The organism is Candidatus Methylobacter oryzae (assembly GCF_003994235.2).
GTDB lineage: Bacteria > Pseudomonadota > Gammaproteobacteria > Methylococcales > Methylomonadaceae > Methylobacter_A > Methylobacter_A oryzae.
The window spans coordinates 55,677-73,819 of sequence record NZ_RYFG02000111.1; the positions used below are offsets into that span (position 1 = coordinate 55,677).

The 18,143-nt window shown below is 48.1% G+C and carries 18 protein-coding genes; 8 read left to right on the top strand and 10 right to left on the bottom strand.

Annotated elements, in window-relative coordinates:
* The first annotated feature begins 758 nt into the window (after positions 1–758).
* The 8 genes from EKO24_RS16470 to EKO24_RS16500 all read left to right on the top strand — a co-directional run bounded on the left by EKO24_RS16470 (position 759) and on the right by EKO24_RS16500 (position 10,381).
* Positions 759–1,841, top strand: a complete 1,083-nt coding sequence (locus EKO24_RS16470; RefSeq protein WP_206667300.1) for an undecaprenyl-phosphate glucose phosphotransferase — start codon at positions 759–761, stop codon at positions 1,839–1,841.
* Positions 1,831–2,640, top strand: a complete 810-nt coding sequence (epsE, locus tag EKO24_RS16475; protein ID WP_127027830.1) for a polysaccharide export protein EpsE — start codon at positions 1,831–1,833, stop codon at positions 2,638–2,640. The genes EKO24_RS16470 and epsE overlap by 11 nt, the downstream gene beginning before the upstream one ends.
* Before the next feature lie 226 nt (positions 2,641–2,866).
* Entirely contained in the window at positions 2,867–4,300 is a 1,434-nt protein-coding gene (gene epsF / locus EKO24_RS16480) for a chain length determinant protein EpsF (protein ID WP_127027829.1), read from the top strand.
* On the top strand, positions 4,300–5,181 hold the full coding sequence (gene epsG, locus EKO24_RS16485) for a chain length determinant protein tyrosine kinase EpsG (protein ID WP_241674589.1): 882 nt from the start codon (positions 4,300–4,302) through the stop codon (positions 5,179–5,181). Before epsF ends, epsG begins: the two co-directional genes overlap by 1 nt.
* Positions 5,182–5,694: 513 nt before the next feature.
* A complete protein-coding gene (locus EKO24_RS22425) occupies positions 5,695–5,838 on the top strand; it encodes a hypothetical protein (RefSeq protein ID WP_154671600.1) in 144 nt (47 codons plus the stop codon).
* A gap of 3 nt (positions 5,839–5,841) precedes the next feature.
* Positions 5,842–7,110: an XrtB/PEP-CTERM-associated polysaccharide biosynthesis outer membrane protein EpsL gene (gene epsL / locus EKO24_RS16490; RefSeq protein ID WP_127027828.1), complete on the top strand. Its 1,269-nt coding sequence runs from the start codon at positions 5,842–5,844 to the stop codon at positions 7,108–7,110.
* A 558-nt stretch (positions 7,111–7,668) separates the two neighbouring features.
* On the top strand, positions 7,669–9,360 hold the full coding sequence (locus EKO24_RS16495) for an ABC transporter ATP-binding protein/permease (protein ID WP_127027827.1): 1,692 nt from the start codon (positions 7,669–7,671) through the stop codon (positions 9,358–9,360).
* A gap of 406 nt (positions 9,361–9,766) precedes the next feature.
* A complete protein-coding gene (locus tag EKO24_RS16500) occupies positions 9,767–10,381 on the top strand; it encodes a hypothetical protein (RefSeq protein ID WP_127027826.1) in 615 nt (204 codons plus the stop codon).
* 14 nt (positions 10,382–10,395) lie between these two features.
* Here EKO24_RS16500 and EKO24_RS16505 read toward each other — a convergent pair whose 3' ends face one another.
* The 10 genes from EKO24_RS16505 to EKO24_RS16550 form a co-directional block, all read right to left on the bottom strand.
* Positions 10,396–10,923 (bottom strand): DinB family protein, encoded by a 528-nt coding sequence (locus EKO24_RS16505; protein WP_127027825.1) that lies wholly within the window; start codon positions 10,921–10,923, stop codon positions 10,396–10,398.
* Positions 10,920–11,687 carry a metal-dependent hydrolase gene (locus EKO24_RS16510; protein WP_127027824.1) on the bottom strand — a complete coding sequence of 256 codons (768 nt, stop codon included), beginning with the start codon at positions 11,685–11,687 and terminating at the stop codon, positions 10,920–10,922. Before EKO24_RS16510 ends, EKO24_RS16505 begins: the two co-directional genes overlap by 4 nt.
* Positions 11,688–11,868: 181 nt before the next feature.
* On the bottom strand, positions 11,869–13,002 hold the full coding sequence (gene dapE, locus EKO24_RS16515; RefSeq protein ID WP_127027823.1) for a succinyl-diaminopimelate desuccinylase: 1,134 nt from the start codon (positions 13,000–13,002) through the stop codon (positions 11,869–11,871).
* A gap of 341 nt (positions 13,003–13,343) precedes the next feature.
* Positions 13,344–13,715, bottom strand: a complete 372-nt coding sequence (locus EKO24_RS16520; RefSeq protein WP_127027822.1) for an ArsC family reductase — start codon at positions 13,713–13,715, stop codon at positions 13,344–13,346.
* 6 nt (positions 13,716–13,721) lie between these two features.
* The gene (locus tag EKO24_RS16525; RefSeq protein ID WP_127027821.1) at positions 13,722–13,964 is read right to left on the bottom strand and encodes a hypothetical protein; all 243 of its coding nucleotides are present in this window, start codon (positions 13,962–13,964) and stop codon (positions 13,722–13,724) included.
* A 99-nt stretch (positions 13,965–14,063) separates the two neighbouring features.
* Complete coding sequence (locus tag EKO24_RS16530; protein ID WP_127027820.1) at positions 14,064–14,534, bottom strand: YehS family protein; 471 nt, start codon at positions 14,532–14,534, stop codon at positions 14,064–14,066.
* Between the two features lie 5 nt (positions 14,535–14,539).
* Positions 14,540–15,184: a Uma2 family endonuclease gene (locus tag EKO24_RS16535; RefSeq protein ID WP_127027819.1), complete on the bottom strand. Its 645-nt coding sequence runs from the start codon at positions 15,182–15,184 to the stop codon at positions 14,540–14,542.
* A 46-nt stretch (positions 15,185–15,230) separates the two neighbouring features.
* The gene (dapD, locus tag EKO24_RS16540) at positions 15,231–16,049 is read right to left on the bottom strand and encodes a 2,3,4,5-tetrahydropyridine-2,6-dicarboxylate N-succinyltransferase (protein WP_127027818.1); all 819 of its coding nucleotides are present in this window, start codon (positions 16,047–16,049) and stop codon (positions 15,231–15,233) included.
* A gap of 8 nt (positions 16,050–16,057) precedes the next feature.
* Entirely contained in the window at positions 16,058–17,308 is a 1,251-nt protein-coding gene (gene dapC / locus EKO24_RS16545) for a succinyldiaminopimelate transaminase (RefSeq protein ID WP_127027817.1), read from the bottom strand.
* A gap of 3 nt (positions 17,309–17,311) precedes the next feature.
* The gene (locus tag EKO24_RS16550) at positions 17,312–18,091 is read right to left on the bottom strand and encodes a M48 family metallopeptidase (RefSeq protein ID WP_127027816.1); all 780 of its coding nucleotides are present in this window, start codon (positions 18,089–18,091) and stop codon (positions 17,312–17,314) included.
* Positions 18,092–18,143 lie beyond the last annotated feature (52 nt).

The following is an 18,143-nucleotide window of genomic DNA, read 5'->3' on the forward strand; positions in this document are numbered from 1 at the left end:
AACTGTTCCGTTCCCCTGTTTTTGAACGAATAAATCCGGATATTTTTCAGGTCTTGTTTTGCGAACGCCTGAGTATGGATTTTTTTAGACTAAACCTGCTTCTTTTTTAGTTTCCTGCCTGATTTTTTCCTATGCAATTTGCCGGTATCGCCCTTTAATCAGGGCTGTGCGTAAAAGTTGCAGCTTTGAATTCGCTTCGCTCTTCAAGAAAATGCGTATTGCTATTCGACCTATCTCATTTGGCTTTCAGCTTTAAGTTCTGTTTTAAGCGTATGAAGGCAGCTTTCCGGCCCAATATTCCAGCCTGCCGTAATCGATCAAAAGCCAAGCCTGTTAAGGCCGTTAGGTGTTTCTACTAATTGTTCGGTTGCACGCTTTCTTATAACCTGAAGCCTTTCAATTAACTTACTTTTTAGGACTTGTATTGTATCAGGCTTGATTTTATTGGATTGTCCGAGCCTGTTCAGAGTTGATAGGCCAATGTAAAGCAGATTTATTTCATCATCCTTCTGGGGCAGGAGTACATCATGAAACTTATTAAAGCGGATGCGTTAGTTTTGTCGCCTATAAGCTCGCTCGTATTTGACGGCGTTGAACAATGCCAGAGGACACTATTGAATTTGAAGTCTTCAATTAATAGCTCATACGCAGTTTGAAAATAGTTTTTTAAAGCTGAGTTGAGCAGCTTGTCTGCTCAAACGAAACTTATGCCCTTTGGGCATAACTTATTGTTACTGTCGCTTTTATTGGTCATTTATATGATTAACAGTATAGATTTTGAATTCAATAAAACTTTTTGGAAGAACTCCAAGGCCGGCTTAGCGTTGCAGCGATGGTCATTTACTAGAGGTGAAACTTCTCGTGCGGTTATTGTCGGGCTTAGTGAATTAAGCCGCAAATTAACCCACAAATTCAGGCAAAACCCGATGTTGGGCGTAGGCTGTATGGGGTTTTTCGACGATCGCTGGTCGGAACGCACGCAGTCGCCGGAGCAACATCAACCGGAAACGCTGCTGGGTACTATCGCATCGGCTCCTGAATTCGTTAAAACCTATAACGTCCAGCATATCTACATCGCTTTACCGCTGTCCGCGCAGCCGAGGATTATGGCGTTACTCGATCAGTTGCGCGATACCACTGCATCGATTTACTTCATACCGGACATAGTCTCGTTTGATTTGATCCAGGCCAATATCAGCACGATAGACGGCATTCCGATTGTAGCCGTATGCGAAAGCCCGTTTGTCGGCATTAACAGCGTCATTAAACGGATCAGCGACGTGGTGTTGTCGCTATCTATTTTGTCGTTGATCGCGCCGTTAATGTTGTTGATTGCCTCCGGCGTAAAGTTCAGCTCTCCTGGACCGGTGTTATTCAAACAGCGCCGTTACGGCTTGGATGGCAAGGAAATTGTGGTTTATAAATTTCGCAGCATGACGGTTATGGAAGACGACGGACAGGTTAACCAGGCAACGCGGGGCGATCCGAGAATTACCCGGTTCGGCGCTTTTCTAAGAAAAACATCGATGGACGAGTTACCGCAGTTTATTAATGTGTTACAGGGGCGCATGAGCGTTGTCGGTCCGAGGCCTCATGCTATCAGTCATAACGAGATGTATCGCAGCCTGATCAAAGGCTACATGATCAGGCATAAGGTAAAACCCGGTATTACCGGTTGGGCGCAGGTTAACGGCTTCCGCGGCGAAACCGAGACGCTGGAAAAAATGCAGGCCCGGATTGATTACGATCTCGATTACCTGCGCAATTGGTCGTTATTTCTCGACTTATTGATCATATTTAAAACTATCAACGTGGTCGTCAGGGATAAAAATGCTTACTAATACTCAATCACAATGGTTCAACAAACGCTGTCTGTTGCTAATGGTTTTATTGCTGTTGTCCATTCAGCAAAGTCTAGCTGCCTACAATATTGGTCCGGACGATGTTTTGCGCATTTCCGTGTACGGTTATGAGGATTTAAAAACCGAAACCAGGGTTTCACCCGATGGCCGGATTACTTTTCCGTTAATCGGCGAAGTCGACGCCAGCGGAAAATCGCCGATAGAGCTGGAAGAAGCGATTGCCGTGCGTTTAATCCAGGGAGGATTTATTCACGATGCCCAAGTCACTGTCGCGGTATTGAACCACGTCAGCCAGCAGGTATCGGTGTTGGGTTACGTCAACAAGCCGGGCCGTTATCCGCTGGATTCCGATAGTTCGATAGTCGATTTGATCGCGATGGCCGAAGGCATTGATGAAATGGGCGACACCACGGTCATCGTGACGCGCAATGTCAATGGCAAGCTGCAACGTCAGGCGCTGGATTTAAAAGTTTACTTGGAAGATGACAAGAACATCGCTCCGTTCAAGATGCTGCAAGGCGATCAAGTCTATGTGCCGAAAGCGCCGATGTTCTATATCTATGGCGAAGTGCAGCGTCCGGGCGGTTACCGGGTTGAACCGGGTATTTCTGTGGTCAAGGCATTGCCGCTCGGAGGCGGTTTGACGTTGCGCGGAACCGAGAACGGCATCGTCATCAAACGCAAGGATAAAAGCGGCGTTTTACAGGACGTCGATGTGGATTTAGGGGATGCGGTATTAAAAGACGATGTGATTTATGTTGGCGAACGATGGTTTTAGGATTTGCTTAAAACAACGTCCCGGTTTAGCCGGGTTGGGGTGCCGGCTTGTCAGGACGCCGTGAATACCTCCGCGTAGGCTTGCGCCGCCGATACCTGACAAGCGAGCACTCTTACTGAAAATGATGTTATTTAGGACACTATCCTTAGCACGCGGCAAATAGTCCCATGCCGGTGTATGGCCTTTACCGGTTGCTCAAGTTGAGCCAATAACATAACGGAACATTATGAACTTTCATCAATTTATTAATATCCTTCTGTCGCATAGAACGGTCGTTTTGTCGGTATTGATGATGACGGTCTTGACGACGTTGGGGATCAGTCTGTGGCTGCCGAAGCAATATATCGCCACGACTTCGATAGTGGTCGATCAGCGCAGCGTCGATCCGGTAACCGGCCTGACTTTGCCGGTGCAGTTGCTGCCGGGCTACATAGCCACGCAGGTCGACGTGATCAGCAGTCATAATGTCGCGCGTAAAGTGGTCGATAAACTAAAGCTCAGCGAGGACGCGAAAACCCAAGCCGAATTTGCAAAAGCTAAAAGCGTCGGCGATATCCGGGACTGGGTTGCGGAGTCTCTATTGAAGAAATTGGAAGTTAAACCTTCGCACGAAAGTAGTGTGATGCAAGTTGACTTTACTTTTACCGATCCGCATTTGGCCGCGAATATTGCCAATGCTTTTGCCGATGCCTATATACAAACCAGCATTGAGTTACAGGCCCAACCGGCAAAATTAAGCGCGGATTGGTTCGACTCGCAAATGGGCTCATTGCGGGAGAATCTTGAGCATGCGCAATCGGTTCTGTCCACCTATCAACAGCAACACGGTATCGTTTCAACCGAAGATCGCATCGACCTGGAAAATTCCCGCCTTTCCGAGTTATCAAGGCAATTGGTCGAAAATCAGGCGCGCACCAGCGAATTGCAGTCCAGAAAGGATTTGCTGGCCTCCACGCTGAAGCAGGGAGGGTCGTCAGAGTCGCTGCAAGAGGTGTTGACCAGTCCGGTGATTCAATCCTTAAAGGCTGAATTGGCAAAAGCGGAGGCCAAGTTTGCCGAATTGTCCAAGCGTATCGATGTCAATCATCCGCAATATAAACAAGCAAAAGCCGAAGTGGGAAGTCTGAAACAAAGAGTTCAGTCTGAAGTGAGAATGGTGTTAGACAGCATCGCAGGTGGAGTCGCTTCTTCCAATCAACGCGACAAGATAATCGCCAATGCCCTTGCTGAGCAGAAAGCCAAGGTATTGGAATTAAAAAAACAGCACGACGAAATAAGGGTGCTTAATCGCGAGGTGGAAAACGCCCAGCGAATCTACGATGCGGCTTTGCAGCGAGCGGTGCAAAGCCGCATGGAAAGCGAAATGCGTCAAACCAATACCGCGGTTCTCAATCCCGCTGTGCCGCCGCAAAAGCCCGCCAAGCCCAAGGTGCTGATCAACGTGATTTTATCGGTCTTCCTGGGGAGTATATTGGGCATGGGCTCGGCGTTAGCGGCGGAGCTAATGGATCGCCGGGTCAGATCCGCTTTCGATGTTTCGGAGTTGGCCGTCCCTGTATTCGCGGTCATTTCCCTTCCGGCCGCAAAGCCAAGCCGAGTGGCTCGGCTGTCTCATCTTGACAGTCCTGGCGACGGTTCCAACAACCGAGGTAATGCATAATGCAAGCACACACTATATTCAATAACAAGATGAGCAATAAAGTAAGCAGAATAGAAAATACCGCTTCAATGGGGGCGCTGTTACTGGATGCCGGAAAAATCAGCGCCCGTGACGCTGAGCGTATCATTGCGCTGCAAAAGCAAAAAGGCATGCTCTTCGGCGATGCGGCAAAGCTGCTGGGATTGGTCAACGACGACGACATACAGCGCGCTTTATCATATCAATTCGATTTTCCATTCCTGAGTACCTCCGAAGAAAGCTTCAGCCAGGAACTGGTCGCTGCCTATCAGCCGATGAGTCCGCAAGTGGAAGCATTAAGAGCCGTGCGAGGTCAATTAATGCTGCGCTGGTTTACCGATGTCCACAAAACTTTGACGTTGGTCAGCCTCGGCCGCGGCGAAGGCCGAAGCTTGATGGCCGCCAATCTGGCGATTGTTTTTTCCCAACTTGGCGAGCGTACTTTGCTAATCGATGCCGATCTACGGCAGCCGCGGCAGCATACGTTGTTCAAGCTGCAGAGCGTTTACGGCTTGTCCGATGTGTTGGCCGGACGCGCCGATTTAACGGTTATTACGCGGATTCCGGCGTTCCGGGATTTATCGATCTTACCGGCAGGTACTGTGCCGCCGAATCCGGTCGAGCTGATCAGCAGAGGTTTGAAAAGTTGTCTTCGAGAACTGCAAGCGCAATTTGACGTCATCCTGATCGACACTCCGCCGGCAGAGCAGGCTATCGATGCGCAAATTGTCGCTGCGAATTGTGGCGGCGCTCTTTTAGTCGTTCGCCAACATAAAACCCGGATGAATGATTTAGAGTTATTAAAAGACGCTTTACACGACACAGGCAGCCAATGCCTCGGTGTGGTGCTGACAGATTTTTGAGCGTTGGGAGTGTTGTAGTATGATGAATATTCAGTTTAATTAATGGTGTTAATTTGCTGAATATTATATAATTTATTGCTTTTATAGATCCGTAGATACTATGGGTTTCATTGGATGACACTATCGCTATGCAATCGGTTTTGCATTTATTTCCTCAAGTAGACAAGCGGAATTTCAACTCCGGCCTCCTTTATCTTATCTGTGATAATGCGCAATATTACCGGCTTATATCCAAAGGGCATCAGTTTCGTTTGAGCAGACGAGCCGCTCAACTCAGCTTTAATATACGGATTAATTTAAGATTCCCTTTTCTTTCCATGGCAAACTTAATTAAACGCATATTTTTATTAAGAGTTCTGTATGAAAAGTATTAGGAGACTTCATATATTCAAAAAAGCGATGATGAATAACAGATTTCGATAAAGGAACTATACTATTATCAATCGAGAATTTTCAGTATCCCGGCAATATTTAAGTGCTGAATATCCGTTTACAATAATTATAAAACTTGGCATGACTATGATAACCAAAACCATTATATCGTTCGGCTTGTTATTGCCGCATAATGCCTGTGCCGGCGAAAATATTAGCCAAACCAAAGGCGAGGGCGAAATCATTAATATCGGCTTTAGAAGCTTATTACCTATAGCGGTGTAAATAATGGGATTATTAGTTTTGGATTATCGGCAGTGCCATAGTAAAAACGATGCGATTAAGAGTAAGTATTTATTATCGTGTTTTATAGTGTTGTTAGGAGGATCTCTACCCGATAAGACTTATGCGGTAGTTTCACCGGACGATACTTTCAAGCCATACGTTGCTTCCACCTTGCTGTATGACAGTAACTTTTTGCGTTTATCCGATAGCGTCGATACGGTGGCGGTTACAGGGCAAAGCGATAGAAGCGATTTCATTAAACAAGTCGCGGCCGGCTTTGATATGGATTGGAAAATCCAACGGCAGCATTTCATCGTCAAAGCAAATGTTAACCAAAACTGGTTTCAAACTTTTACCAATTTGGATTACACCGGCTGGGATACGCGCGCCCAATGGAATTGGCAAATAGGAAACAATTGGGATGGCGAGATTGGCTACTCCAATGCTCAAGCGTTAGGCAGCTTTGCGCAATTGCATAGCGTGGTAAACAACCTGATAAATAATCAACGCTATTTTGCCAATGCCGGCTACTTGTTTCATCCCAACGGCAAAATCAAGCTTGGCGTGTTTCGGACAGAAACCGAGTTTGACGGCACCAGCCGGCGATTCAGTAATAATACTGAAGATAATGCGGAACTTGACCTGCAATATCTCAGTCCCGGCGGTAGTGTTTACGGGTTGCGGGTGATTGCAACCGACGGACAATATCCGCAACGCCAGATAACTCCCGGCAGCACTCAGGATGACGCTTATACCCGGATGAGTTATGCGTTGACTTGGGATTGGCGGGCTAACAATAAAACGCGCGTCGACGGATTTGTCGGTTACACGCAACAAGACTATGCGCATTTTGGCGTTCGTAATTTTTCCGATGTCACCGCGCAGCTTAACCTGGGCTGGCAAGCCAGCGAAAAAACACTGCTGGAACTGTCCGGAAGACGTTTAATTAGCCAGGCTGACAACTTGTTTGCCAGCTTCGTGCTTACTCAAGGCGTATGGTTTAATGTTAATTGGCAGCCGACTCCCAAAATTGCTTTAAAATTGCCGATGTCTTACCAGCAGCAAGAGTATCTGGGCGGTGGCGGCTCTAGCGTCGCGGGGTTTGAGCAACAAAAGGACGACGTCGGCAATGTTGGGCTTAATTTGATGTATCAACCGTTGGATAGTGTCAGCATCGGCCCTGTGTTGAGCTTCGAAAAGCGCGATTCCAATATTCCGATCGCGTCTTACGAAAGCAAATCCGCCGGCGTTAATTTGCAAGCGGCTTTTTAGATCATTCGTTAAACACTGATAGCTTTCTTTGTCATGGCCTTGTTTTAGTCATTAGGCGAAGAAGGCCGGACGTTTCAAAAGTAATAGCCCATCCCTTTTAGCTGTCGATCATCTACAGTAAGCGTATGCCATATTCAATTGTTTGGATTTGGTTGGCGGCGCGTTAAAGCTTTTTCTCCGTGTTTATAGGCGATCAAGATCAAGCCTTGATCTTGATCGTCTGCATTTCTCCGGTTTGATTATTTAACTAACTTGTTGGGGCCTCCTGCCAGCTATTCAATGATAAAAAGGACCGGATCGATAAGGTCGAGATATTTTTAGCTCATGGTTTTTAGGCGGAATTTGTTAGATTTTTGAACAACCTCTAAATTAACAACGCCGAGCTCTTTATATTTTAGCCACTGATTTATCAATCTATTAAGAGTAATTAAGTTACAAAGTTGTGAAAATCGGAACAATTCCACTAGAATTGTCGGCTGGTAGAGACGAGGATATTAAAAGAATCAAAAGCCGCGTCTTGATGTGCAATTAATTTTACCCTAACGCGGAGATTTTACTTTGGAATTTTCAAACGGGTTCTTTATTCAATTTATCAGATTAGCCGGACCTTTTTGGTATTCTGAAAACAAGTCCACTATTCGCAGGCTGACTTTGGCTTTATTCATGCTTACCATCATGCAGATCGGTATTGCGGTGGTGATTACAGTGTGGAGCGCCGATCTTTTCAATGCGCTTGAACAACGCTCAATGGGGGGATTATTTACGCAGATTGGCTTGATTGTGCTGATTTTCGGAGCCAATATAGCCGTTACTACCGCGCATTTTAAAGTTAAGCGACGCTTGCAGCTTGATTGGCGAAGCTGGTTAACTCAACACTTGATCAGTAAATGGATGACCGAAGGCCGCCATTATCTGGTTACCCACATTCAGGGAGCGCATGATAATCCGGATGGGCGGATTGCTGAAGATATCCGCATTGCGACTGAAGCGGCTCTCGATCTTAGTCACTCTTTAGTCTATTGCTCGTTGGTGCTGATAAGTTTTACCAAAATTCTCTGGACCCTTTCCGGTGTTGTTACGCTTAATTTATTATTTTTCGAGATTCCCATCTACGGGCATTTGGTTTGGCTAGCGATAATTTATGCGGCTTGCGCATCTTCGCTGGGCTGGTGGTTAGGCCGGCCTTATACGAGGGCAACCGATGCCAGACAGACCGTGGAAGCCAATTTCAGGTTCGGTCTGGTCACAGCGCGAGAAAACTCCCTGGCGATTGCGCTGGTTCATGGGGAAGCCAATGAGCAAAGCCGTTTCATCGGTCTTTTTAACGATATTATCTACGCTTGGCAGCGGCAAACCCTTGCTTGGTCGCATCTGTTCATGCTTACGTCCGGTTACTCGGTATTGTCTATGGCGTTTCCTATTCTGGTGTCCGCGCCTCGCTATATCCTCGGCAGTATCTCGCTCGGTGCGTTGATGCAATCGGCCCAGGCGTTCCAGCAAACGGCCGGAGCGCTATCCTGGCCGGTTGACAACATGGCTAAAGTTGCGGAATGGCGAGCCTCGGTTGAGCGGGTATTAGGCTTGGCTAATGGCTTGGAGCGCTTGGAACAGGAAATCGCCCGCCATGATCCGCATCGGATTCACCTGAAAAAAACGGAACAGAATGTTTTGAGTTTTCGCGAGTTATGCATCATCAGGCTGGATGGAGTGGTGTGCGTATCGGAGATGAATGACGAAATCAGGCCGGGAGAGCGCGTACTGATTGCCGGCAATGCTTTTACCGGTTCCAAGTTGTTTAAGGCGATTGTCGGTTTGTGGCCGTGGGGTGAAGGCGCTATTGAGTTGCCGCCGGATCCTGTGTTCTTTATGCCGCCGCGACCTTATTTACCGACCGGGACGTTGCGGGCGGCAATCTGTTACCCGTCTGTTCATTCGGAATATGCCGAGTCTGCTATTACCGATGCGCTTGAACTGGTCGGTTTGCAAGATTTGCATGAGCTGCTAGACCGCGAAGATAATTGGGCTGGCGCACTTTCTCGTGAACAGCAACAGCGTCTGGGCGTGGTTCGGTTGTTATTGCAACAACCCAAGTGGATCTTATTGCAGGAAGCAATGGATTCGCTCGACTCTTCATGGGAAATGCGAATGCTGCGCTTGATAGCCCAAAAACTTCCGGATGCGGCAATCTTGACCATCACCAATGAGCCGATGGCGGAAGCCTTCCATCAACGGCGGATCGTATTGCAATAGCTTTTGTCTAAAAAAAGAGAACACGGATTTTTATGGATTGACGCGGTTAAGACGTTAGTCCCGTAAAAACCCGTGCCAATCCGTCGTATCCGTGCTTTCCGTCGACAAGGACGGGAAATAGTCCCGCCATTTCTCTACATTGACCTCCAGGGATGGAGGAAATGCCGAGTTCCCTCTTTAAATATCTCCGCCTCCGCCAATATTGATGTCGTTTAATTCGGTTAGGCTTCTATACCTGCGCACGCGTGGCCGAAAGTACTTTACTCCGGCTTTCAGTTTGATATTCCTGATAAAATTTGACGGGATTTTCTTTATCACGTTTAATGTAATTTTTCGCTTATACCGGTTTTTGTTCACGGCGTTTCGTTTAACGCTATTTTCCAGCCAGCAAAAGAGGAAGATCGACATGCATACACAGTTGCCCAATAATAATCAAAACAAACGCGGCAAACGTTCGATAAACAAGTTTTGGACTGTTTTATCGGCATTATGTTTAAGCGTATTGTTTTCTACGCCAAGCTACAGCCATAGAGGAGCCGCCGATGAGGTTGATGTTTGCCGCATCCGGGTTGGTACCGAAAAAATCCACTTTACCGCCTATACGCCGACCTTTACCCAAAGCCAGGGTTTTTGCCGCTTTATTCCTAACGTGGGCCTGACTAACCTGATTTTCGACTATGAAGGTAAGAAACTTCGCGATGTTTCGATAGAGTTTGAAGTGACTAAAGAGCCGGAAGGCACGCGTATTTTTTATTTGGAGCCGCAAAAGACTAAATCGGGCACCGTTAAAGCGGACGTTGATTTTTCCAAATACGGCGCCGGTGATTACCTTGCGCATGTGACTATCATGCATGACGGCGAAAAACAGGATACGCACTTGCCGTTTGTCGTTGGTGCGGAAGAAGAAAAAACGCCTTGGCGCCGGTATTTGTTTTTTGTTATATCCGTAGCGGTGCTGGTGACTCTAGGTATTGCCTATTTAACTCGTAAATACGGCGATCAACAAAACACCGATATTTAATAAAACTTTGCAAATTACTCCGACGGTATGAGTGCCAACAAATCGGTGACGCCAACGTCTAATCCTTGCTGTGACAGCAAAGTCGTGGCTTGGCCGCGGTGATGGGTTTGGTGATTAAAGAAGTGCAGCATCAGATTGGCGAAGTTTTTGGTTAAAGTTTCGCCTTTCATATTGCGATAAGCCAGTTTATGATCCAGGTCGGATGCGTCGAGCTGTTCGCACCAGGTTACGATTGTGTCATCCAAGTGCCGCCGTTCTTCATTCAGTGCGCTGAAATCATTGAATAGGATTTGCGCTAGGGCTTGGGGCTTTGGCACCGAGCGAATCCGGTCTAAAGCCGGATGTTGCGCCGGATGCTCGGAAAAGCGTTGCAGCCAGATAATATCGGCCACGACGATATGATTCAACGTACCTTGCAATGAGCCGAAAAATGCACCGCGATCTTTGGCAAGTTCCTCGGCAGATAGCTGGGCAGCGGTGTCGTAGAGCTTGCCGTTCATCCATTGGTTGTAACGGCTCAATAAGCGCAAATGCTCAATCATGATTTCACTCCTGTTTTGCCGGTTTTTGTTGTGGACGTTTTCGAATCCGGACATTGGGAACCTGTCAATACTTTAATTAACGGTATCGGAGAGGGCGCAATCGGGTACAGCATTATCGTACAAATAGCCATTAATGCCGACGCAGTCATGCTCTTATAACTAAATAACTTCAATGCGGTGCCAAAAGAATTTTTCATCCTTAAATTCGATAAATCCGTGCTGTAGATTTCGTCCAATAGCAAATGGACAACAAATCCCAACGCAATGAAAATGCCGTTTAGCCACGCGTGCAGAACCTTCCAATGCAGAAAACGATAACTAATGCAGGTCATTAACAACGCAAAAAACGAAGCAGCCAATAGGGAATGAAAGACGCCGCGATGAACGGTAAAGCGGTTAAACAACGCGAACACACCGTGACGAATCAGGAAGTAAGTGCCTGCCGCGCTCAATAATAGCGGGTATGGTTCATAATTGTTTTTATACCCAAAGGGCATAAGTTTCGTTTGAGCAGACGAGCTGCTCAACTCAGCTTTAAACGCATGCAGTGCCGCTAACGCACCCATGAAAGCCAACACGCTAAACAACAGTTTTACCGGCCTTGAGTTGCTTGCATCGATATCGGGCAGCATTCCGCCTAATGTCGTGAGGAAAACAAACCAAAGTATATCGCCATTGGTAATTAAATGGGCATCGACGGCAACTAGGCTCGCTCCGATACCGGCAGCCGCGGCAACACATAAGTGGGTATTAAAATTAGCCATATAAAACAACAATTATTTTTAAATCTGAATATGACGCTTGTATTTATAAATTAAGCCGGATTGAGCATCGGTTATTCCGTTGCTCTGTTTTGATCGATCGAGTTTTCGGTGCGGTAATTCATTGCAAGGTACGCGTGCCGTACCTTGATTGAGAAACCGAAAAATGTGCAGATAGAGGACTTTATGCTTGCACTAGTAAATTAACCAGTATTTGTTCGTAAATATTGGACAAAATTTCCAAGTCTTCCACGCCAATATGTTCATTAATCTTATGGATGCTTTCATTCAACGGACCGAGTTCGATAACCTGTGCGCCGGTTGGGGCGATAAAGCGTCCATCCGAGGTGCCGCCGCCGGTATCGTCAGCGGTTTCAAAGCCGGTCACGGTTTTGATCGCGGCATGGGCGGCATCGATTAATGCGCCCGGTTGGGTTAGAAACGGGTTGCCTGACAAGCGCCATTCAAGTTGATATTTGAAATCGTATCTGTCCAGGATCGCGTGGGTGCGTCGCTTGATGGTTTCTTCGTCCAATTCGGTGCAAAAACGCAGGTTGAACTGTACGTTAACACTGCCGGGGATGATGTTTTCGGCACCGGTGCCGGCATTGATATTGGAAACCTGCAGGCTGGTCGGCGGGAAAAACGCGTTGCCGTGATCCCAGACTTCTTCTGTCAGGTCTTTTAACGCCGGCGCAAAGCTGTGTATCGGGTTATCGGCCAGCTCAGGATAGGCGACGTGGCCTTGTATGCCGGCAATAGTCAATTTGGCGCATAAGGAGCCGCGGCGGCCGACGCGAATCACGTCGCCGATTTTTTTGTCGCTGGACGGTTCGCCGACCAGGCACCAGTCTATTTTTTCGTTGCGCTGTTCCAGCACTTCGACGACTTTTACCACGCCGTTGGTGGCAATGCCTTCTTCGTCGCTGGTCATCATTACCGCGATAGAGCCTTTGTGATCCGGATGTTTGGCGATAAAACGCTCGACCGCGGTGATAAAGCAAGCTATGCCGCCTTTCATGTCGGCGGTGCCGCGGCCATAAAGTTTATCGCCGATAATGGTTGGTTCGAACGGCGGTGAAACCCAGCTATCGGCCGGCCCCGTAGGCACCACATCGGTATGGCCGAGGAAGGTTAGCAACGGTTTTGCAGCGCCGCGTCTAAGCCAGATGTTTTGAGTGTCTTCAAAGTCCAGGCGTTCTTCGTTGAAGCCCAGTTTAGTTAAACGCGCAGCCAGTACATCCTGGCAGCCCGCATCTTTTGGTGTGACCGATTCGCGGCTGATAAGGTCTTTAAGAAGTTCTAGTGTGTCGCTCATAATGATTTTCTCGTTCTCACACGCCGCCTTTTGGCAAGGGTTAGGACGGGCGTGGGAATGTTATCGTGAAAGGGCTCGTATCATTTTGCATTTGTGGTTGGCGGCGTAGTGTGCTCTTCGGCACGGCTCGGGCAGGCTTTGAGGCATTTCCACGCATCTTGCCCCGTTCGAAACATTGCAGTCAGATCTTCCAGGTTTTACGACTGCCATGCATGGCGGAAGTGCTGGAGTCGCCGGGAGCTGCTTCAGTAAAAACCTGGGAGGTCGCATCTAACAGTAGGTAAGAGACGGCGACTTATGTATAGCGATGATTGCAACGCGTAGGCGAGGGAGCAACGGATTTATTTTTCCGCCATGCCTGTTTCCGGAAGGCTTGCGGCATAGCCGTTATCCTTGCTGTTGAAGCCAAGGATCAGTTTGTCGCCGGTATCCAGAACCGGGCGTTTAATCAGGGTAGGGGTAGCCAACATCAATTGTATGGCTTTTTCCTGCGTCAGATCGCTTTGCTGTTCGGCGCTGAGTTGCCGCCAACTGGTACTGCTGCGGTTAAGCAGTTTGTTCCAGTCTAAATGCTCGGCAAAATGGCGTAGTAACTCGGGCGTTAAACCATCGACTCGAAAATCGTGGAACCGATAGGCAATGCCGTTTTGCTCCAACCAATTGCGAGCCTTTTTAACGGTATCGCAATTTTTTATTCCGTAAAGTGTATGCATGGTTTTTTACAGTTGGCTATTCAATAATTCGTCAATGCTGGGCAATTTCTTGTCAGCTTTGCAGCGGTTTTTATAAACGTCGACAAATTCCATAAAAGCTTGTTCCAGGTCGGCCAGGATTTCTTCTTCGTTTTCGCGCTCTTCATCGGGAACATCCTGCGAATCCAAATATTCGTGCTGCAGGGCGACTTCGCTGTTTAAAGCCAGTGTCGCGTAAATGATCGCATTGTTTGATAGATTGTCGCTCATGATATTGGCCTTGATTAAGTTATCGGTCGGTTAGTATTAAGTAAGGGCGCGCACGGCACTCCTTACAGAGAATGGCGTTATGTTTGGAATAGTGAATTATCAGTCCTGTTTTCTAAAACGAATGGTCAGCCCTTGCAAGAAGTTTCTCAGGATCTGGTCGCCGCATTCGCGGTGATGCTTATGGCCTTTTTGCCTGAAAAAAGAGCTCAGTTCGCCTTTGGACAGTGCGAAGTCTGCCAGTTTTAACGTGTTCAGCATGTCTTCTTCCCTGAATTCCAGTGCAATTCTCAATTTCTTAAGAATAATATTATTGGTTAACGGCTCCGGCTTTTTTTCCTGGGTCGGCGGATTCTCCTGTCGGCCTCTTCTATAAACGATCAGTCCGTCCAGAAATTGCTCCATCAGCTTATTGTTCAGCGGAACGTAATCGGTTTCATTATTTTTTTTCAGAAATTTCAATAACTGGTCGCGGCTTATTTCGGCGCCGCTTAAGGCGAAGATCTCGATCATGGTCGGGTCTTTCAGCTCTAAAGCGTAGCGTACCCGGCGTAATACATCGTTGTTAATCATGTTTTTTATAGGGTGTGGGGTGGCTGTACAGTATTTTGTACACGGTTGGCATCCGTTTCTTCAAGAGCTGCCTGATTTTTTTCCTGCAAGAAAGCAAGCACATCGTCGTTGTTGACTTGATAGTAAATATCTTCAACAAGCACGGTAACGCCTAACGAATCAAAAGTAATCTCATCGCCAAGATAGTAATAAAAAGATTGCCAATGCTCTTTCTTTTTAAAGACCTCAACTTCCGCGATGGTTTGATCGATTAAAACATACTCCTCCAATGTCGGAATATTTCGGTATTTCAATCGCTTAGCGGTTTTGTCAAACTTCCGGGTCGATGGCGACAGCACTTCGACAATAATGACCGGCGATTGTTTGTAATAGTCCGAGTCATCGTTCTTCTGGCAAACCACCATCACATCGGGGTAGAAAAAATCGTTAGCCACCTTCACTTTCATGTCGGCTATAAAAGTTCTGCAAGGCGTGCCTTTAAGCTGGCTTCTTAACTCGCTAGCCATATTTAGGGATAGCAAATTATGAGTTTCACTTGCCCCAGCCATTGCAAAGACTTCACCGTCAATGAATTCGTGCTTACATTCAGCAACAAGTTCGCCTTGTAGATACTCTTCTTCGCTTATTTTATTCGCGTAGTTCAAGTTCATTGTTGCTCTCCTTTTTTAGCGTGGGGCAAGTGTCGAGTTTATAGAATTAATCCCTCAATAACTCGTTAATGCCGGTTTTGCTGCGGGTTTTTTCGTCGACTTGCTTGATGATAACCGCACAGTACAGGCTGTATTTGCCGTCCGCAGAAGGCAGGTTGCCGGAAACGACGACCGAGCCGGCAGGAATGCGGCCGTAACTGATTTCGCCGGTCATGCGGTTGTAGATTTTGGTGCTTTGGCCGATGTAAACACCCATCGAAATGACCGAGCCTTCTTCAACGATAACGCCTTCGACGATTTCGGAACGCGCGCCGATAAAGCAGTTGTCTTCAATGATAGTCGGGCCGGCTTGCAACGGTTCCAACACGCCGCCAATGCCGACGCCGCCGGATAAATGCACGTTCTTGCCGATTTGCGCGCAAGAGCCGACCGTAACCCAGGTATCGACCATCGTGCCGCTATCGACGTAGCCGCCGATGTTCACGTAGGACGGCATTAGGATGGCGCCGGGGGCGATGTAGGAACCGCGGCGGGCAACCGCGTTCGGCACGACGCGCACGCCGGCTTGGGCGAAATCTTCTTCGCTGTAGCTGGCGAATTTGCTGTCGACTTTGTCGTAATAGCGCGTGTTGCCGCCGTCCATCAGCCTGTTTTCGTTGATTCTAAACGACAATAATACGGCTTTTTTAAGCCATTGGTTGGTGACCCATTCGCCGCTGGTTTTTTCGGCGACGCGGCCTTTGCCGCTGTCCAGCAGGTTGATCGCTTCTTCAACGGCTGAGCGCACTTCCTGGGAAACGGTTGCAGGCGTAATGTCTGCACGGTTTTCAAAAGCGTCGTTAATGATTTGTTCTAGTTGTGACATAGTTCTTCTTATAAAGAGTTAAGGAAAATTTTTATGCGTTGCGCGGCCTCGATGCATTCGTCCAACGGCGCAACCAGCGCGATCCTGACATGGTTAAGGCCGGGATCAATGCCGTCGCAATCGCGGGACAGATAACTGCCGGGCAGCACGGTGATGTTTTGCTGCGCAAACAATTGCTTGGCGAATTCGGTATCGGCAATCGGCGTTTTCAACCAGACGTAGAAGCTGGCCGGCGGTTTAATGACGGTGCAGACATCGCCGACAATATCGATAAACGCGGCGAATTTTTCCCGGTACAAGCGCCGGTTTTCAATCACATGTTGCTCATCCTGCCAAGCCTGGATGCTGGCATGCTGGGTTGGTAACGGCATCGCGCAGCCGTGGTAAGTCCGGTATTGGAAATAATGCTTCAAAAGGTCCGCATCGCCCGCGACAAAGCCCGAGCGTAAACCCGGCGCGTTGGAGCGTTTCGATAAGCTGTGAAAAATCACGCAGCGTTTGAACGCGGTATTGCCCATGCTATAAGCGGTTTGCAGCAAGCCCGGCGGCGGGTTGTTTTCGTCGTCGTAAATTTCGGTGTAGCACTCGTCGGAAGCAATCACGAAATCATGTTTTTCAGCCAATTTCAGCAGCTTTTCGTGGCTGGCTTGGTCGATGACCGAGCCGGTCGGGTTGCCGGGCGAGCAAATGTAAATCAATTGGCAACGTTGCCATATCTCATCCGGCACCGAATCAAAATCCGGTAAATAGCCGGAGTCTTCCAGCGTATTTAGATAGTATGGTTCTGCGCCTGCCAGCAAGGCCGCGCCTTCATAGATCTGGTAAAACGGGTTCGGCATGATTACGACCGGTGCCGGTTTTATCGCCAGGGATGGTGTGTATGCCGCAAACCTGCCGGGAGCAGGTGCGGCGCTGGTATCTATCAAGCATTGGGCAAACGAAAACAACGCTTCGCGGGTGCCGTTAACCGGTAAAACCTGGGTTTCGGCATTAACCGCGTCGGCCGGAATCCGGAAACGCCGGCTGATCCATCCGGCAATCGCTCGCCTGAGTTCGGGTATGCCTTTGGTGGTCGGATAATTAGCTAAACCATGCAGATGGGTTAACAGCGCTTCCTGGATTAAGTGCGGAGTGGCATGAGTCGGTTCGCCCATCGACAGGGCAATATGCGATTTGTCTTTAGGGGGGACGATGCCTTGTTTAAGTTGCGCCAGTTTTTCAAACGGGTAGGGGTGTAAATATTTTAAATTAGGTGTCATTGATTAGTTGCAGTGCGGTTGTTTACCCGCGGCCTGGGCTTGCTGGAATAAACTCATGGCTTGCGGCATGTGCTTTTCTAAATCCTGGATGCGTGTGGCGTGAGAAGGATGGGTCGACATGAATTCTAGCGGCTGTTGACCTTGCGAGGCGCGTTCCATTTTTTGCCACAAGCCGATGCTTTGCTGCGGATCAAAGCCGGCTTTCGCCATTAAGTCGACACCGATTACGTCGGCTTCGCTTTCATGCGTGCGGCTGTAAGGCATCAATATGCCGTATTGCGCGCCGACACCTAACATACCCAGCGCTGTTTGACCTAAAGCGGTTTGCGGCTGGCTGACCGCCTGGATGACGCTCAGGCCCTGATTAACCGCCATTTCTTGCGAGGCCCGCTCATTGCTGTGTTTGGCAAGGACGTGGCCGACTTCATGGCCGATGACCGCTGCTAATTGATCCTGATTGTAGACTAATTGAAGCATGCCGGTATGGACGCCGATTTTATTGCCGGGCAATGCAAACGCGTTGGGCGTGTTGTCTTTAAAGACCACAACTTCCCAATTGCCGCCGATCTCTCGGGTAATTGCCCCGGCAATGCAGTTTGTCACTTGATTATATTTGCTGTCAGTACTGATAGGTTTTTGCTTTTTTAGGTCATCGAAAGCTTGCAAGCCCATTTGGTCGATTTGTGCTTCGGGCATGAAGACCAGTTGGCTTCTGCCTGTGGGGCTCGTGATGCAGGCGCTTAATAAACAGGTAACCAGAACCGGAAATATTTTTTTGCGCATAAAAATGACCTCTAGTTGCTATTTAAACGGGCGGCCATTTTAACGTAACTTT

Coding starts and splice junctions, on each gene's coding strand:
- dapD (WP_127027818.1), bottom strand. CDS start 16,049: ATGTCACAACTAGAACAAATCATTAACGACGCTTTTGAAAACCGTGCA.
- EKO24_RS16510 (WP_127027824.1), bottom strand. CDS start 11,687: ATGGCTAATTTTAATACCCACTTATGTGTTGCCGCGGCTGCCGGTATC.
- epsF (WP_127027829.1), top strand. CDS start 2,867: ATGAACTTTCATCAATTTATTAATATCCTTCTGTCGCATAGAACGGTC.
- EKO24_RS16525 (WP_127027821.1), bottom strand. CDS start 13,964: ATGAGCGACAATCTATCAAACAATGCGATCATTTACGCGACACTGGCT.
- EKO24_RS16550 (WP_127027816.1), bottom strand. CDS start 18,091: ATGCGCAAAAAAATATTTCCGGTTCTGGTTACCTGTTTATTAAGCGCC.
- epsE (WP_127027830.1), top strand. CDS start 1,831: ATGCTTACTAATACTCAATCACAATGGTTCAACAAACGCTGTCTGTTG.
- EKO24_RS16535 (WP_127027819.1), bottom strand. CDS start 15,184: ATGAACTTGAACTACGCGAATAAAATAAGCGAAGAAGAGTATCTACAA.
- epsL (WP_127027828.1), top strand. CDS start 5,842: ATGGGATTATTAGTTTTGGATTATCGGCAGTGCCATAGTAAAAACGAT.
- EKO24_RS16500 (WP_127027826.1), top strand. CDS start 9,767: ATGCATACACAGTTGCCCAATAATAATCAAAACAAACGCGGCAAACGT.
- dapE (WP_127027823.1), bottom strand. CDS start 13,002: ATGAGCGACACACTAGAACTTCTTAAAGACCTTATCAGCCGCGAATCG.
- EKO24_RS16520 (WP_127027822.1), bottom strand. CDS start 13,715: ATGCATACACTTTACGGAATAAAAAATTGCGATACCGTTAAAAAGGCT.
- EKO24_RS22425 (WP_154671600.1), top strand. CDS start 5,695: ATGACTATGATAACCAAAACCATTATATCGTTCGGCTTGTTATTGCCG.
- dapC (WP_127027817.1), bottom strand. CDS start 17,308: ATGACACCTAATTTAAAATATTTACACCCCTACCCGTTTGAAAAACTG.
- EKO24_RS16470 (WP_206667300.1), top strand. CDS start 759: ATGATTAACAGTATAGATTTTGAATTCAATAAAACTTTTTGGAAGAAC.
- EKO24_RS16530 (WP_127027820.1), bottom strand. CDS start 14,534: ATGATTAACAACGATGTATTACGCCGGGTACGCTACGCTTTAGAGCTG.
- epsG (WP_241674589.1), top strand. CDS start 4,300: ATGCAAGCACACACTATATTCAATAACAAGATGAGCAATAAAGTAAGC.
- EKO24_RS16505 (WP_127027825.1), bottom strand. CDS start 10,923: ATGATTGAGCATTTGCGCTTATTGAGCCGTTACAACCAATGGATGAAC.